The sequence below is a fragment of the Pusillimonas noertemannii genome, from assembly GCF_003096595.1.
Taxonomy (GTDB): Bacteria; Pseudomonadota; Gammaproteobacteria; order Burkholderiales; family Burkholderiaceae_B; genus Pusillimonas; species Pusillimonas noertemannii.
Window position 1 is genome coordinate 1 of record NZ_QEKO01000011.1, and the last position, 15,751, is coordinate 15,751.

At 60.1% G+C, this 15,751-nt stretch carries 18 protein-coding genes; 11 read left to right on the top strand and 7 right to left on the bottom strand.

Annotated elements, in window-relative coordinates; genetic code table 11:
• Positions 1-378: 378 nt before the first annotated feature.
• Genes C7440_RS18950 through C7440_RS18965 form a run of 4 tightly spaced genes read right to left on the bottom strand, consistent with a single transcriptional unit; the run spans position 379 to position 2,674 of the window.
• Entirely contained in the window at positions 379-825 is a 447-nt protein-coding gene (locus C7440_RS18950) for a carboxymuconolactone decarboxylase family protein (protein WP_116519568.1), read from the bottom strand.
• A 15-nt stretch (positions 826-840) separates the two neighbouring features.
• Positions 841-1,506: a cysteine hydrolase family protein gene (locus C7440_RS18955; RefSeq protein WP_165832649.1), complete on the bottom strand. Its 666-nt coding sequence runs from the start codon at positions 1,504-1,506 to the stop codon at positions 841-843.
• A gap of 11 nt (positions 1,507-1,517) precedes the next feature.
• Entirely contained in the window at positions 1,518-2,363 is an 846-nt protein-coding gene (locus C7440_RS18960) for a DODA-type extradiol aromatic ring-opening family dioxygenase (protein ID WP_116519570.1), read from the bottom strand.
• A gap of 2 nt (positions 2,364-2,365) precedes the next feature.
• The gene (locus C7440_RS18965; protein ID WP_116519571.1) at positions 2,366-2,674 is read right to left on the bottom strand and encodes a hypothetical protein; all 309 of its coding nucleotides are present in this window, start codon (positions 2,672-2,674) and stop codon (positions 2,366-2,368) included.
• Positions 2,675-2,778: 104 nt separating this feature from the next.
• Here C7440_RS18965 and C7440_RS18970 point away from each other — a divergent pair, with 104 nt between their 5' ends.
• A complete protein-coding gene (locus tag C7440_RS18970) occupies positions 2,779-3,471 on the top strand; it encodes a GntR family transcriptional regulator (RefSeq protein WP_116519572.1) in 693 nt (230 codons plus the stop codon).
• Positions 3,472-3,561: 90 nt separating this feature from the next.
• Here the strand turns inward: C7440_RS18970 and C7440_RS18975 are convergent, their stop codons facing one another.
• Together C7440_RS18975 and C7440_RS18980 are read right to left on the bottom strand one after the other, a co-directional pair.
• Positions 3,562-5,061 (bottom strand): catalase, encoded by a 1,500-nt coding sequence (locus C7440_RS18975; protein WP_116519573.1) that lies wholly within the window; start codon positions 5,059-5,061, stop codon positions 3,562-3,564.
• Positions 5,062-5,129: 68 nt separating this feature from the next.
• On the bottom strand, positions 5,130-6,443 hold the full coding sequence (locus C7440_RS18980) for an arsenic transporter (protein ID WP_116519574.1): 1,314 nt from the start codon (positions 6,441-6,443) through the stop codon (positions 5,130-5,132).
• A gap of 191 nt (positions 6,444-6,634) precedes the next feature.
• Here C7440_RS18980 and C7440_RS18985 point away from each other — a divergent pair, with 191 nt between their 5' ends.
• From C7440_RS18985 to C7440_RS19030, 10 genes are all read left to right on the top strand, one after another.
• Positions 6,635-7,285 (top strand): GntR family transcriptional regulator, encoded by a 651-nt coding sequence (locus tag C7440_RS18985; protein ID WP_116519575.1) that lies wholly within the window; start codon positions 6,635-6,637, stop codon positions 7,283-7,285.
• A gap of 247 nt (positions 7,286-7,532) precedes the next feature.
• Positions 7,533-8,471, top strand: a complete 939-nt coding sequence (locus C7440_RS18990; RefSeq protein ID WP_116519576.1) for a fumarylacetoacetate hydrolase family protein — start codon at positions 7,533-7,535, stop codon at positions 8,469-8,471.
• Positions 8,472-8,558: 87 nt separating this feature from the next.
• Positions 8,559-9,566, top strand: coding sequence for an ABC transporter substrate-binding protein (locus C7440_RS18995; RefSeq protein WP_116519577.1), 1,008 nt, complete (start codon positions 8,559-8,561; stop codon positions 9,564-9,566).
• A 10-nt stretch (positions 9,567-9,576) separates the two neighbouring features.
• Complete coding sequence (locus tag C7440_RS19000; protein WP_116519578.1) at positions 9,577-10,113, top strand: VOC family protein; 537 nt, start codon at positions 9,577-9,579, stop codon at positions 10,111-10,113.
• A 79-nt stretch (positions 10,114-10,192) separates the two neighbouring features.
• Positions 10,193-10,960 (top strand): ABC transporter permease, encoded by a 768-nt coding sequence (locus tag C7440_RS19005; RefSeq protein ID WP_116519579.1) that lies wholly within the window; start codon positions 10,193-10,195, stop codon positions 10,958-10,960.
• Positions 10,961-11,023: 63 nt separating this feature from the next.
• Positions 11,024-11,425, top strand: coding sequence for a VOC family protein (locus C7440_RS19010; RefSeq protein WP_116519580.1), 402 nt, complete (start codon positions 11,024-11,026; stop codon positions 11,423-11,425).
• 11 nt (positions 11,426-11,436) lie between these two features.
• Positions 11,437-12,231, top strand: coding sequence for an ABC transporter ATP-binding protein (locus tag C7440_RS19015; RefSeq protein ID WP_243410979.1), 795 nt, complete (start codon positions 11,437-11,439; stop codon positions 12,229-12,231).
• A gap of 36 nt (positions 12,232-12,267) precedes the next feature.
• Complete coding sequence (gene dapA, locus C7440_RS19020) at positions 12,268-13,197, top strand: 4-hydroxy-tetrahydrodipicolinate synthase (RefSeq protein WP_116519582.1); 930 nt, start codon at positions 12,268-12,270, stop codon at positions 13,195-13,197.
• On the top strand, positions 13,175-14,056 hold the full coding sequence (locus C7440_RS19025) for an alpha/beta hydrolase (protein ID WP_116519583.1): 882 nt from the start codon (positions 13,175-13,177) through the stop codon (positions 14,054-14,056). The genes dapA and C7440_RS19025 overlap by 23 nt, the downstream gene beginning before the upstream one ends.
• Positions 14,053-14,652 (top strand): malonic semialdehyde reductase, encoded by a 600-nt coding sequence (locus C7440_RS19030; protein WP_116519584.1) that lies wholly within the window; start codon positions 14,053-14,055, stop codon positions 14,650-14,652. The genes C7440_RS19025 and C7440_RS19030 overlap by 4 nt, the downstream gene beginning before the upstream one ends.
• A gap of 40 nt (positions 14,653-14,692) precedes the next feature.
• On the opposite strand, the gene C7440_RS19035 is transcribed toward C7440_RS19030, so the two are convergent.
• Complete coding sequence (locus tag C7440_RS19035) at positions 14,693-15,682, bottom strand: bile acid:sodium symporter family protein (protein ID WP_116519585.1); 990 nt, start codon at positions 15,680-15,682, stop codon at positions 14,693-14,695.
• Between the last annotated feature and the right edge of the window lie 69 nt (positions 15,683-15,751).

Genomic DNA, 15,751 nt, shown 5'->3' on the forward strand with positions numbered 1-15,751 from the left:
GCATAAACCTCAACTTCTCGAACCGCCCGGTGCGGACCCGCATGCCGGGTGGTGTGGGAGGGGCGCAGCCTCAAGGCTGCCCCCTATCCCGATTTTTGCGGGCGCCCCAAAAATGATAGGACGCGAGGGTAGCCGGCAAAGCCGGCCGAAGCTCTCCGGCGCCCAAAATACTTACCCCGCAGCGCGCCGGTTTAGGACTCAGAAGCGACCTTCCAATCTGCAGCGCGCCGGCTGAAAGACTCAAATACAGACAGCCGATTCAAAGATACAAACACTCGATTCCAAGAGCACCAATTTAAAGACCCAAAGAAAAGCGTCAAAAAAACAGCGCGCCACAATTTTCGGCGCGCCGTTGTTGCAAGAAAAATAAACGAATGCTTATTTCGTCTTCGCAGCCGCCTCGCGCTCGGCGATGTTGGCCAGTATTTCCGCGCCACGGTTGGCCGCGGACAGACCGCGGAACAAGAACGTAAGATTGACCACGTCTTGCATTTCCTTCCAGGTAGCGCCAGCGCGCCGGGCCGCCATGCCATGCAGAATGGCCGCGTCGCTGAGCGTGATGAGCAGCATGCCGAACAGCATCAGCTGCGTCGTCTTCACGTCGAAGCTTTCAGGGTACATCGCGTGCTCGCGCATCTGCTCTTGAAGATCGACGATCTTCGGGTCGAGCGCGCCCGTTACGTTCATGCGTGCTTCGATGCGCGGCGGCACGAAACCCAGCAGCTCTTCATAGATTTTTCCGCGCTCTTCGACAGTTTTTTTCGTGTCCTTGTACTCGCCGATGGATTCGCGGACAACGTCGACATTGATTCGTTTGGGTAGCATGTGAAAGACTCTTTATCAGTTGGAAGAAACAGGAGAGGGCGCGTGCGACCATGCCGACACCACGTCTTGCGTAGTGCACACCTCCCCGAACAGAAACTGCATGTTCATCAGGCTGGCCTCGTGCAGATTGGCCGTATGCGAAGCCACCGCGTCTTTCGGCACCACGCAGGTAAAGCCCAGCGAATGCCCCTCACGCGCCGTGGATTCTACGCAGATCTGCGTTTGCACGCCTGTGAGCACCAGCGTTTCGATATTGCGCGACCGCAGTTCGCGTTCGAGCCCGGTGCCTGAAAAACCGCTGTAGTTGTGCTTGATGACAACCGGCTCGCCCGGCTCGGGCTGAACGCAGAACCAGTCGGCGCCCCAGGTGCCGGGTTCGCAGCAAACCGCGGTAATGCCGCGCTGGCGAAGCTTGCGCAGCATAGAGGCCGGAATGCGGTCGTGCGAGTAATCGGCGCCTATCCATAGCACCGGCACCTTGTGCGCACGGGCCGACTGCAGCAGGCGCGAGAGATTGTCGCAGATGCCCGTGGCGGTGGCCACATCTTTGCCCATGACCTTGTCGATATAGCCGCCGGGCGCGCAGAAATCGTTCTGCATGTCGATGACGAGCAGAGCGGCGGCTTCGGGGCGCAGCGCCTCGTGCAGGGGGCCGTCTTGTACCGTTTGAGGTGTGTTCATGCCTTGCCTCCTTACAGCGCCCAGTACGAACCGCCCATGCCGCAGCGCATGGGGACCGAGGGCACATAGAAGACGCTCTCGGCCTTGGGCTTGCCCAGTTCGGCCGCGGCACCCATGGCCACCAGCCATGCCAGCAATTCGCCCGCGCCGCCGTCGCCGCCGGTAAGCAGTTTCTCGAAGGTGGCTTCCTTGCGGACCTTGTCGAGATCGCCCGTTTCGAGCAGCTGCATGAACCAGCGGTCGAATTCTTCGTGGACGGTGAAATAGTCGAGCCCGCCCGGATCGTGCGAGAGGCCGCCGGTGGTCATGAGCACCACGCGCTCATCAGAGGGAAAGCTTTCGACGATGCGGGCGATTTGCGCGCCCACCTCGAGGCAGTGCGACGCGCTGGGCATCGGGGGCACGATGCAGTTCATGTGCATGGGCACGAAGCGCACATCGTATTGCGGAAACAAAAACATAAGGGGCACGGACCAGTTGTCGTCGAACAGCAGCTGTTCCGCAAACGCGTGGTTGATGCCCGCCTTGGCCGAATCGCGCACCAGCGCGCGGCCAAGTTCGCGATGCCCCTTTATTTGATAGTCGGGCACGTTGAGCCAGTCTTTGAACCAGGGGGCCGGACCCTGCCAATGGTCGCCGATGCCCACGCAGAAGTCGGGCACGTTGTCCATGGAGAAATTGAGCAGGTGGTCGTTGGCCACGCCGATGACGACGTCGGGCTTGAGTTCCTGCATGCGGCGTTGGAATTCTTTATAGCCGGCCAGCACGGCTTCTTGCTGGTCTTGCGGGGCGCGGTCTATCCAGCCTGTGACGCCGGGAGCGTGGGCAATGCCCAATGTTGCAACGAGCTTTGCCATGATTAGTTGTCCTCTTGCTGGATGCCCATTTTTTCGGCGTACAGGCGCGCGGCATCGCTGGTGTTGTGGTTGTAGCCGCCGCCCTTGAACAAGCGGCTGATCTGGGGCAGAAAATAGGGATGAACGCCCATTCGGGCGAGGCCGGCGATGTCCATGTTGCGCCATGCCTGGCGCTCGGGCTCGGTAAGGCCGAAGTGCTGCATCGAGGCCTCGATGTCTTGCTGGAACTGCTGGTAGCGCTCTTGGTCGCGGCGCAGTTCGAACACCATGCGATTAGAGGGCAGGGTGCGGTCCGTATCCTGGATACCCATCGATATTCCTTTTAAATTTCGATTTAGGATAATAATATCGATTTAATGTAGTTGGGTTTATAATCGCTGTCAATCAGGAGCTACACCAAGCGACAGATATTCTTATGACCAAGGCCGATTCCACACCCACTCTTGCCAGCAGCATTGCCGCCATGCTGCGCGAACGCATTGCGCATGGCGAATTCGCGCCCGGCGCCAAGCTGCGGCTGGATGAGCTGCGCACCATGTTCGGCGTCAGTCTCAGTCCGCTGCGCGAGGCCTTGTCCCGCTTGTGCGCCGAGGGTTTCGTGGCCACCGAAGACCAGCGCGGCTACCGGGTCGTGCCGGTGTCGCAGAACAATCTGGACGAAGTCATCCGCCTGCGCGTGCAGTTCGAAAGCTATGCCTTGCGCGAGGCCATCATCAAAGGCGACGACGTATGGGAGGGCGAGGTGCTGGCGGCCCTGCATCGGCTCAACAAGATCGAGCGCGGGCGTGTCGATGCCCAGGGCGTCAGCCAGTGGGAACAGTTCCACAGCGTTTTCCACCGGCGGCTGATATCGGCCTGCGGCATGCCGCTGCTGCTGCATTTCTGTGAAACCCTGCACGACCTCAACGACCGCTACCGCCGTATTTTCCTTTCAGACAACCCCATAGACCGCGACGTGCGCCAAGAACACGTGGACATCTGCACGGCCACGCTCGAGCGCCGGCCCGACGAAGCCTGCGAACTGCTTCGCTCGCACGTCGAGCGCACCGGGGCCAATGTGCTCAAGGCGCTGGGCGACGGCCGGGCTTCGTCTGCAGGCGCAGCCTGAGCCTCGCCCGGGCCATGCGCACCAGCGCATGGCAGTCACACCCGCCGCAGACAAAAAAGCCTTTGGCCTGCCGTCACAGGCAGGACCAAACTACGCGTCGCCCATGCCGGCGGCGGGGTCGTCGCCGCGGCCCGCAAACACCTGCTCTTCGATGCGCTTGCCCACGTCGGCGTCGATGCTCTTCCAGTATTCCAGGGCTCGTTCCAGCACGGGGCTGCGCACCCCGCCCAATAGGCTGCCGGCCACCTGATCGACCAGCAGGCTGCGCTGCTCGTCGTTGAACACTTCGCGCACCAGCGTGCCCGGCTGGCCGAAGTCGTCGTCTTCGGCGTGCAGGGTGTAGGCGGCGCGCACCATCTCGCCGTCGGATTCCCAACTGTCGGGCATGGGGCCGGTGTTGTCGGCCCAGGCGCGGCCGCCGCTGTTGGTGGCGTACACCGGCGCGCTGCCGCTATGGTGATAGGCCATCTGCCCGTCGAACATATAGGTATTGACCGGCACCTTGGGCTGGTTCACCGGCAGTTGGTGGAAATTGGCGCCGATGCGGTTGCGCTGTGCATCGGCATAGGCAAAGGCGCGGCCCAGCAGCATTTTGTCGGGCGACAGGCCGATGCCGGGAACGGTGTTGCCGGGCGAGAACGCCGCCTGTTCGATCTGGGCGAAGAAGTTTTCGGGATTGCGGTTGAGCGTCATGGTGCCCACCCGAATGAGCGGATAGTCTTTATGCGACCAGGTCTTGGTAAGGTCGAAGGGATTGAAGCGATAGGTCTTGGCGTCGGCATAGGGCATGACCTGCACCGACAAGACCCATTTGGGAAACTCTTTGCGCGCGATCGCATCGAACAGGTCGCGGCGGTGGAAGTCGGCGTCTTCGCCGGCCATGGCGGCGGCTTCTTCATTGCTGAAGAACTCCATGCCCTGCTGGGTATGGAAATGGTATTTGACCCAAAATTTTTCGCCCTTGGCGTTGATCCACATATAAGTGTGCGAACCATAGCCGTTCATGTTGCGCCAGGTGCGGGGCAGGCCGCGCTGGCCCATCACATAGGTGACCTGGTGGGCGCTTTCAGGGTTGTTCGACCAGAAGTCCCACTGCATGTGGTTGTCGCGCAGGCCCGAGTCGGGCAGGCGCTTCTGGCTGCGGATGAAGTGCGGGAACTTCATGGGGTCGCGCAGGAAGAAAATGGGGGTGTTGTTGCCCACCAGGTCGTAATTGCCTTCGGTGGTGTAGAACTTGAGCGAAAAGCCGCGCACGTCGCGCCAGGTGTCGGGGCTGCCCGCCTCGCCGGCCACGGTCGAGAAGCGCGCCAGCATTTCGGTTTTACAGCCCTTCTGGAACAGAGCGGCCTTGGTATAGGCCGACATGTCTTCGGTGGTTTCAAACTCGCCGAAAGCACCGGCTCCCTTGGCATGAGGCTGCCGCTCGGGCACTTTCTCGCGGTTGAAGTGAGCCATCTGCTCCAGGAAATGCACATCGTGCAGCAGCAGTGGACCGTCGGGGCCGACCGACAAGGTATTGCGGTCGCTTTGCGCCGGCGCGCCAGAGCCGGTCGTGGTGTGATTGGCCAGGTCTTTGCTGGAGTCGCTCATTCGGATTCTCCTTTTTGGGGTTGACTTCCGGCGCAGTGGATGCCGAACAAGCGCCGGATCACCGTCCACTATAGACCCGCCCCCCCGATGTGCCAATAGCCCAGGCCCAACCGTATGGCCAGGGCCGCCAGTGTCAGCAGCAGCACGGGCAGCGTCAGCACGATGCCCACGCGAAAGTAATAGCCCCAGGTAATGACCATGCCCTTGCCCGCCAGCACGTGCAGCCAGAGCAGGGTGGCCAGGCTGCCGATGGGCGTGATCTTGGGTCCCAGGTCGCTGCCGATGACGTTGGCGTAGATCATCGCCTCTCGGACTACACCGCCGGCCTGGCTGGCGTCGATCGACAGCGCTCCCACCAGCACGGCGGGCAGGTTGTTCATGACGGAAGAGAGCAGGGCGGCCAGCAGGCCCGCCCCGAAAGTCGCGGCCCACAAGCCTTGCCGCGCGCAGGCGTCCAGCAGCGCAGCCAGCTGGTCCGCCAGGCCCTGGTTGCGCAGCCCGTAGACCACCAGATACATGCCCAGCGAGAACACCACGATCTGCCAGGGCGCTTCTCTCAGCACTTTGCGCGTGTCGATGACGTGGCCGTGCCTGGCCACCGCCCACAGCGCCAGGGCGGCCGCCGAGGCCACGGCGCTGACAGGCACGCCCAGCGGCTCCAGGCCGAACAGGCCCGCCAGCAGCAGGGCAAGCACCAGCCAGCCGGCGCGAAACGTGCGCGGATCGCGGATGGCGCTGGCGGGAGGCCGCAGCAGCGTCTTGTCGTAGGTGGCGGGTAGGCTGCCGCGAAAATAAAGCAGCAGGACAAGCAGGCTGGCCGCCACCGACACCAGGTTCACCGGCACCATCACCGAGGCATAGCGGCCGAAGCTGATGCCGAAGAAATCGGCCGACACGATGTTGACCAGATTGGACACGATGAAGGGCAGGCTGGCGGTATCGGCAATGAAACCCGCCGCCATGATGAAGGCCAGGGTGGCCGCCGGGCTAAGGCCCAGGGTCACCAGCATCGCCATGACGATGGGGGTCAGGATAAGCGCCGCGCCGTCGTTGGCGAAAAAGGCGGACACCAGGGCGCCCAGCAGCACGATGGCCACGAACAGGCGCCGTGCCCGGCCGCGGCCCCAGCGCGCCACGTGCAGGGCGGCCCATTTGAAGAAGCCGGCCTCGTCCAGCAGCAGGCTGATGACGATGATGGCGATGAAGGTGATCGTGGCATTCCACACAATGGCCCATACCGCGGGGATGTCGGCAAGACGGACCACTCCGGTGGCCAGCGCCAGCCCTGCGCCGATGAGGGCGCTCCAGCCTATGCCCAGGCCCCGGGGCTGCCAGATGACGAGAACGAGGGTAAGTATGAAGACGGCGGAAGCGATGAGCATGGGGTGGGATAGGGATCGACTGGCGTACTGAAGATGCAGAATAAAGCGTGTCTGTTATTCCCGAAAGGAATCTTTTATGGTTTGAAGCCAGAATTGTATGGGATAATGAAAAAATGTAGACAAATTACGGCTCTATCTCCCCCTCCGACTTAACGCACCATTTTTGTACATCAATGTCCAGGTCTTGAAATATGGAAAACGGGAAAACGCTCTCACAGACTATTGCTGATCAACTCGCCGAAGAAATCGTCCTGCGTCGAATTTTGCCGGGTACCCGCCTTGATGAACAATCCATAGCGACTCGTTTTGGTGTTTCACGCAGTCCCGTGCGCGATGCCTTGCGTCAGTTGGCCGTGACACGCCTGGTTCATTACATGCCCCGGCGAGGTTTCTCTGCGGCAACCATCAAGCCGTCGGAACTTGACGCGCTGTTCGAGGCAGCCGGCGAGATCGAAGCATTGTGCGCCAAACTGTGCGCCCTGCGCGCTGTTCCCGCCGAGCGCAAAAGAATCGAACGGACGCATCATGAGGCTCGGCAGGCAGCAGCCGACAACGACACCAAAGCCTATTCTCAGCTAAATGATGAGCTGCACAAACTCATTTATGCGGGCGCCCATAACAATGTCCTGCAAGAACTTGCCCTGGGAATGCGTCAGCGCCTGGCTCCATTTCGCTCTCAGGGCTTCTTCGTCTCCGACAACCGTATCGAGAAGTCGAACATGGAGCACGAAGAACTGGTTGAGGCCTTGTTGTCACAAGATGCGGAAGCGGCCGCACGCACCATGTATAGCCACGCAGCCAATTCCGCCATGAATGTTTTGCAGCATTTCGAGCACGGCTGATTCATACAGCGCCTTTTCTCCTTTCCCGCCACGATTTTCTTTAAGTGGCCTGTCGAAGTCCGAACGCCCCAGTAAGTCGCGGTGCCACGAGCGCCCGGGCTTACGGGGCGTTTTATTTGCGGAGGCCCTTTATATAGGCATGGTTTTCCCTTATTTTCGTCCACAGTTGTTGACTAAAAGAATCCAATATTCTATTATTGTATACAACTTACTAAATTTGAATGCACAAAAGACGGAGGAAACAAGAATGGGCGGGATCGGATTTGGCACTTATGAAGCAGCAACCGGCTTGAAGCCGGCCGTTGTATTGAACGAAAAGCTGTATGACCTGGAGCAGGCCGTCGAGGCTGGGGTGCCCGCGGTCAAGCAAGAGTGGCTGGCGCCAGAGGGAGTCAGGGCAATGATCTGCAACTGGCAAGAAGCACAGGCGTGGCTCAAGGAGGCAGAGCCTGTCATTCAGCGCAAGGTGGCAGAAGGCGCCTTGTCGCCGGTTTCCGGCTCTGCGCGGGTCGCCCCTCCGTATGTTCCCCAGCGCATCTTTTGTGCGGCTTCGAACTATGCCGAGCATGCGAATGAAATGGGCACCGAGCTGGCGGCCAAGGCCCAGAGCAAGCCTTATATGTTCCTGAAGCTTTCCAATACCGTGATCGGCGACGGAGACACCATCCAGATGCCGCCGGAAACCCAGATGCTCGACTGGGAGGTCGAACTGGCGGCCGTGATCGGCAAGCGGGGCCGCCGCATTTCGGTAGACGACGCGCTCGACCATGTCGCAGGCTATACCGTCATCAACGATATATCCGCCCGCGACTTGAACGTGCGTTCCGACTACCCTTTCAAGCACGACTGGTTTCAAGGCAAATGCCACGACACCTTTGCGCCGATCGGGCCCTGGATCGTTCCGGCCTGGCAGATACCCGATCCCCAGGCGGTAAGCCTGCGGCTTGACGTCAACGGCGAACCCATGCAACAGGACACCACCGCCAATATGATCTGGACCGTCAGAGAGCAGATCGCTTATCTGTCTACCATCGTCACGCTGGAGCCGGGCGACATCGTGGCCACCGGCACCCCGACGGGCGTCGGCATGGGACGAGGCATTTATCTGAAATCAGGCGATCGGCTGATCACAAGCATAGAGGGCATCGGCAGATTGTCCAATGACGTCAAGGCCGAGGTGCTGTAGCCGGACGATCAGGCACCACCGTTGTTGAAGTGGCCGGAGCCGAATCCGGCTCAACGCATGTAGTGACAACCATAACGGAGACAAGCAATGCGCACCAACAAATCCAGACTGAACTCCATCGTGAGAGGCTTCACCCTTTGTGCTGCCCTGGCATTTTCCTGTGCTCCGGCCGCAGCACTCGAGAAGGTAACCTACAACATGGCATGGCTGCCGCAGGGCAGTTCCATCGGCGTCATCGTGGCGCAAGAGCAAGGGCTGTTCGAGAAAGAAGGCCTCGACGTCAATATAGTGCGTGGCTATGGCGGCAATCGTACAGCCAATGAATTGGATCAGGGGCAATATGAATTCGGCTATGTGGATCCGGTCAGCCTTATATTGAACCGGGCCAATGGCGGCCACATCCGCATGGTGGGCGCCATGAATACCCGCTGGCCGGCCGGCATCTGTTTCGATAAAAAGAAACACACCATCAAGACGCTGGACGACCTGAAAGGCCTGTCCATGGGTGGCGGGTCGGCCTCGCCGGTGCAGAACGTCGTACCCGCGTGGCTCGAGCAAAACGGCAAGCCTCGAGACTTCATCCGTCTGTTGCGCATGGATCCCGCCGTCATCGACGCTTCGCTGGTCGAAGGGCGCATCGATCTGGCCGAATGCTGGCTGGCCAGCAACCGGGCCGTGATTCAAAGAAGGGCGGCGCAGGCTGGCGTCGAACTGGGCTGGATCGAATATTCCGACTTCGGCCTCGATGCCTACGGCAGCGGCTTTGCCACAAGGGAAGAGCTCATCGAGAAGAATCCCGAGCTGATCCAGAAATTCTTGCGCGGTTCATATGCCGGATTCGAGTTCGCCTTGAAGAACCCGGAGCAGGCGGCGCAGATTATGGTCAAGATGTTCCCTGTGGTCGACCCCGAAGTCGCCCTGCAGCAGATCAAGGAAATGAACACCCTTATCGTCGACCCGGGCGCAAAAGAGCAAGGCTTGGGCTATATAAGGCCCGAGCGCATGCAGTCCACAGTTCAGTTCGTGGACAAGGCGTTCGACCTCAAGGGCAAGATCAGCGCCGACGAAGTCTATACCAACGCACTGCTGAAGTAACGGAGGCCTTATGTCGAACCGTCCCAAGCCGCAGCGCATCGGGCACGTGGTGTTGAACGTGCGCGATCTGCGCAAATCGGTCGAGTTCTATACCAAGATGGTGGGCCTTGAGGTGTCGGACTACATCGAGGACCAAATGGCCTTCCTGCGCTGCAGCGTCGATCATCACGACCTGGCCTTGGCCCAAATACCGCCTGGCCATCCCCTGCACGAACAGACTTATCGGCCAGGCCGGCCCGGGCTCGAGCATTTCTCGTATCAGCTTGGGTCGCTCGAAGAAATCGAGGCCGCGGCGAAGTACTTGCAAGAACAGGGGGTGCCCATCGTCAGGGGCGTGGGCAAGCACGGGCCGGGGGAAAACCTGTTTCTCGTGTTCGAGGACCCCGACGGCAACTACTGCGAGTTCTACGCCGAGATGGTGCAGGTCACGCCCGAACAGCCCCATACCCCCCGTGTATGGCCCAATGATTTGCATGCTTTCGATCAGTGGGAGTTCGAGCGATTCGTCGTGCCGCCTCCGGACTGGGGCCCGGCGAAGACGGATTGACGGCCTCGCGGAGCCGCCCATGCGCTGCGGCTCCGCAAGAGGCCTCTTGCCACCATAACAATAATCTCAGGAGACTTTCATGCAACGATCCCCGAAGCGGCGGATTCAATGGCGCGCCTATGTCGACCCTCTAATGGTGTTCGTCGTGTTCGCCATCCTGTGGGAGCTTGCCGTCGATGTATTCGACATCAAGCCATATCTGCTGCCAACTTTGTCAAGCGTGCTGCAAAGCATGTGGGACAACCGGGCCAATCTGCTGCTGCAATCATGGATCACCACACAGGAAGTCTTGTTCGGCTTTGTAGGCGCAGTAGTCACCGGGGTGCTTCTCGGGGCGGTCATTCATTCGTGGTCATTCGTCAGGCGCACGATCTACCCCTTTGTCGTGGTGTTCCAGGGCATTCCCAAGATCGCGCTTGCGCCGCTCATGATCATCTGGTTCGGATACGGAGATATCTCGAAGATACTCATGGCCTTCCTGTTCGCATTTTTTCCAGTGGTCATTGCGACCATGGGCGGCCTGGCTGCAACGCCTTCCAACCTGATCGAACACTTTCGGGCCATAAGGGCGCCGGGCTGGGTGATGTTCAGGCGTCTGTATGTGCCTTCCGCTTTGCCTTCCATCATGGACGGCTGCAAGCAGGCCATGCCGCTGGCCGTGATCGGCGCCATCGTCGGCGAGTTCGTCGGTTCTGAGCACGGCTTGGGTCACCTTATCTTGAATACAACGGCCAATGCGCGCACCGACTATCTTTTTGCCGCGCTGATCACGGTTTCAGCCTTGGCCGCTTTGCTTTATCTGGTTATCGAGCTGGTCGCCAAGCGGGTGTGGTGGCGCGGGCTTTGATCTGATTACCGTCTTTCAAAATTCAATTTCACATTCGGTTCATTCGCTTAAGGAGGCAACATCATGGCTAAGCTACGCCACATCGCACTGGCTGTTCCCGATCCCGAGAAAGCAGCGCAGTTCTATAGCAAGGTATTCGACATGGAAATTGTCGAGCCCACTTATTCCCCCATTGCCGATGGCGTGTACCTTTCCGACGGAATCGTCTGCCTGGCGCTGCTCAAGTACAAGACCGACGAGGCGGCGGGCAAGGAAAGGGGTAAAAATTGGATAGGGACGCATCACTTCGGGTTCTGGGTCGACGATGTCGATAGCCAAAGAGAAGTCATCGAAGCCAATGGCGGCACGTTCTTTCTCGACCTTCCACACGATAAAAGCAGCCTGTACTACGAGATGAAGTTCCGCGACCCTGATGGAATCATCTTCGACATCTCGGAAGGCGGCTGGGTGGGCGCCAAGAAATAAGGAATGCATCTGTGAAAGTCGACAATGCGGAATCCGGCGCCGAGGCTGCGATCCATGTCCACAAAGTGGGTAAGACCTTTGACAGCCACGTGAAGATCCAGGCTTTGCAAGAGGTCAATTTCACAATACCTCAAGGCGAGTTTGTATCCATTCTTGGTCCGAGCGGATGCGGAAAAAGCACGTTGCTAAGGGTCGTTTCCGGGCTGATCGATCCCGATGAGGGCGGAGAGGTGCGCATATTCGGGCACCGCCAATCGCATCGCGATATGTCCGACGACGTGGGCGTGGTGTTTCAAACCCACAATATGCTGCCCTGGGACACGGTCGAATCGAATATACGCCTCGCTGCCGAGGTGCGAAAACTGCCCAAGCAAGAATTGGACAAGCGCATCGATGCTTTACTGCCCGTGCTCAAGCTGGAAAAGTTTCGCGGCAGCTATCCGCATCAGCTTTCCGGGGGCATGCGACAGCGTGCCGCGCTGGGGCAGATTCTGGTCACACGGCCCAAGGTCCTGCTGCTCGACGAGCCTTTCGGCGCGTTGGATGCTCTGACTCGCGATCAATTGAACGTCGAGCTGCTGAGGCTATGGCAGGAAATGCGCCAGACCGTTCTGCTGATCACGCACAGCATCGCGGAAGCCGTGTTTCTTTCAGACCGGATATTGGTCATGTCTGAACATCCCGGACGCATCATCGAGGACATCAGGATAGATCTTCCGCGGCCCAGAGACCCGCGCACCAGCAAGGAAGCGGTGGAGTTCGGACGCTATGTTGCCCGTTTGGGGCAGATCATGGGCGTCGACTGAAGAGCCCAGGACCCGGTTCAATTCAATGGAGAAAAGATGGACATTACGAGATTTCACGGCGTCGTGCCAGCCATGGCCACGCCGTTCAAAAGCAATTATGAGCTTGACCTGGACCGAGTGGCCCAGCTGATAGAGGGCTATATCGCGGCAGGGGTGCACGGCATTTCGGTGGCGGGAAGCCAAGGCGAGTTCTTCGCCTTGAGCGCCAAGGAGCACCTGCAATTGCTGGAAAAAGCCATTGACGCCACGAATGGGCGGGTACCTGTTTATGCGGGCACCGGGGCGGTGACCACGCGCCAGGCGATCGAGCTGACCAAGGCGGCCGAATCGATGGGGGCCGATTTGGCGCTGGTCATTACGCCCTATTTCGCGCAGCCAAGCCAGGAGGAATTGCTTGAGCACTATACCTCCGTGGCCAAGGCCACCAGGCTTCCGGTCATGCTGTACAACAACCCCCCGCGCACGAAGGTGAACGTCCTGCCCAAGACGCTGGTGCGTTGCATGCAGGGCGCTGAAAACATTGTCGGCATCAAGGATTCGGCGGGTGATCTGACCCAGTCCATCGAATTCCAGCTTCTGGCCCCCAGGGCGTCGCTGCTGTTTTCCGGCCGCGATACCATTGCGCTGGCCATGATGCGCCATGGAGCGCAGGGAACAATCTCGCCGGCGGCAAATGTGTTCCCCGAGCTCATGGTTGCGATGTACGAAGCCTGCCGGTCGGGCGACCATGAAACGGCCTTGCGCATTTCAAACATTTTTGCTCCATTGCGGGCGGCATGGGCGCTGGGGTCCTTTCCCGTGGTCATCAAAGAGGCCATGGCGCTTGCGGGCCGCAATGCCGGCCCCACTCGTCCACCCATCATGCCTTTGACAGAACAGGCACGCGCCGAGGTTGACGCGGTGGTCCGGCGGATCGCCATGCTGGCCTCGAAGGAGGGTGCGGGTGAACCAGCGCAGGCAGGTTGAAGAGCCCCACGGCGAGGCGCTTTACAATGCCCGCGCCGCAACGCCCGATTACCTTCGGATATTCGATCGGTGGGCGCGCGATTCGGCTGCGTATCGCGCGCAGTGCAAGCGTCGCGGCAATGGCCGGTTCGATGTGCCGTATGGGCCGCGCGCCGCGGAAACACTCGATCTGTTTCTCCCTTCCGAAGCCGCCAAGGCTACGCTCATGTACGTCCATGGCGGCTACTGGAGTTCCTTGGACAAGTCTGATGCGTCGTGGATCGCCCCTGCCTTCGTCGACGCGGGCTACGCCGTTGCGGTGATCAACTACGCGCTTTATCCCGAGGTGTCGGTTGGCGCGATCGCTGATCAAGTGAGGGCTGCGGCGGCGTGGCTATATCGGCAATGTCCCGGCTGGCAAGTCTCGGGCGGCCGCCTGTATGCCTGCGGCCATTCGGCGGGCGGACATTTGGCGACGCTGCTTCTGGCCACGGATTGGACGAAGTTCGATTCTTCGCTCGCCACTTCGCGCCCCGTGGCGGCCGCCATCAGTGTCAGTGGTCTGTATGATCTCGTTCCCTTGCTGGATGTGCCTTCGGTGGCCGCGGTGCATGGCATGGAGCAGGGTGCGGCGATGCAAGCCAGCCCGGCCAGGCTCAGCCCGCATTCCGGTTCCCGTCTGTTGACGGCACTTGGAAACGATGAAAACCAGGGCTTTAAACAGCAGGCCGCGATCATCGCGGAACGGTGGGCCCATGTTCACGCCGGACAGGTCGATTGTCCGCGGCGCAATCACTTCACCATACTCGATGAGCTGGCCCAACGCGATGGATCGATCTTCAACGCAGCCCTGGCTCTCTTGTCTTCGCCTCATTCATGAACAACATGATTCCCGACTCAATACTGGATACCTTGTTTCGCAAGGCGCGCACCCATAATGCATGGACGGCCGAGCCTGTTTCGGAAGATGAACTGCACCGCCTGTACGAGCTGATGAAATGGGGGCCGACCTCTGCCAATTCGTCGCCGGCGCGCATTATATTCTTGTGCTCCCCTGCGGCCAAAACTCGGCTAAAGCCGTATCTGTCCAGCGGCAACGTCGAAAAGAGCATGGCTGCCCCGGTAACCGCCGTCATTGGCTACGATACCGAGTTCTATCGGCATCTTCCCAGACTGTTCGCTCACAGCCCCGCCATGCATGTCCTGTTCTCCGAACCACAGAATAGCGCGAGGACCGAGCGGGCGGCGTTTCAGAATTCGAGCTTGCAAGGCGCCTACTTCATCCTGGCGGCCCGGTGCATAGGGCTTGATTGCGGGCCCATGTCGGGGTTCGATGCGGCGGGAGTCGATCACGAGTTCTGGGCGGGGACATCAGTGAAGACCAATTTCCTGTGTAATCTTGGCCATGGCGATCCCAGCGTCCTGTTCCCACGCTTGCCACGCCTGGATTTCGAAGAGGCCTGCCGGATAATGTGAGGTGTGACGTACCGCGAGGCCGTCCTTCTCAGGGCCGAAGTCATCCGGCTTCGAGCGCCTCGTCCGCCTGGCCGCGCTGGCGGTATCTTTGCGCCAGCACGGCGCACACCATGAGCTGGATCTGATGAAACACCATGAGCGGGAGCAGGGCGGGGCCGACCGCGCCGGCCGAGAACAGCACCTGCGCCATGGGCACGCCGGTGGCCATGCTCTTCTTGGAGCCACAGAAGACAATGGTGATTTCATCTTGTGTATTGAAACCCAGCTGGCGAGCCGACCAGGTGGTGATGAAGAGCACCAGAGCGAGCAGGGCACAACACACGACGGTGAGTACGATCAACGATGAGGGCGGCACGGCGCGCCACAAGCCGCCGATCACGGAGGCGCTGAAGGCGGTATAGACCACCAGCAAAATCGAGCTCTGGTCCACATTGCGCAGCCAGTGCTGATTGCGGTCTATCCATTGCCCTATCCAGGGGCGTGATAAATGCCCGGCCAGAAATGGCAAGAGCAGCTGTACGCTGATGTGTAGGATGGCGTCCAGCGTGGACGAGGTGCGCGAGCCCGAACCCAGCATCCACTGCAGCAAAAGCGGGGTAAGCACGATGCCGATAAGGCTGGAAGCCGAGGCGCTGCACACCGCCGCCGGGACGTTGCCGCGCGCAAGCGATGTAAAGGCGATGGCGGATTGAACCGTTCCCGGCAGGCAGCAAAGATATATCACTCCGACATACAGCGCCGTGCCCAGCGCGGGCTGCAGCGCCGGCTTCAGGACCAGCGCCAGAAGGGGGAACATGACGAAGGTAAAGATGAACACCAGAAGATGCAGGCGCCAGTGCATGGCGCCCGCGATGATGGCCTGGCGCGACAGCTTGGCGCCATGCAGGAAGAAGAGCAGGGCAATGGCCAGGTCGGTGACCCAGCCGAACAGGGTCGCGCCCATGCCATGCGCCGGCACGAGCGTCGCGGCGGCCACGACGGCGATCAGCAAAAGGGTGAAGTTGTCGAAAAGCAGGCGTAGTCGGTTCATGGGCGCACCATACCGTAGCCTGGGATTTCCCGCTAACGCTAATAAACGTCATAATGTAGCTAAAGAGAC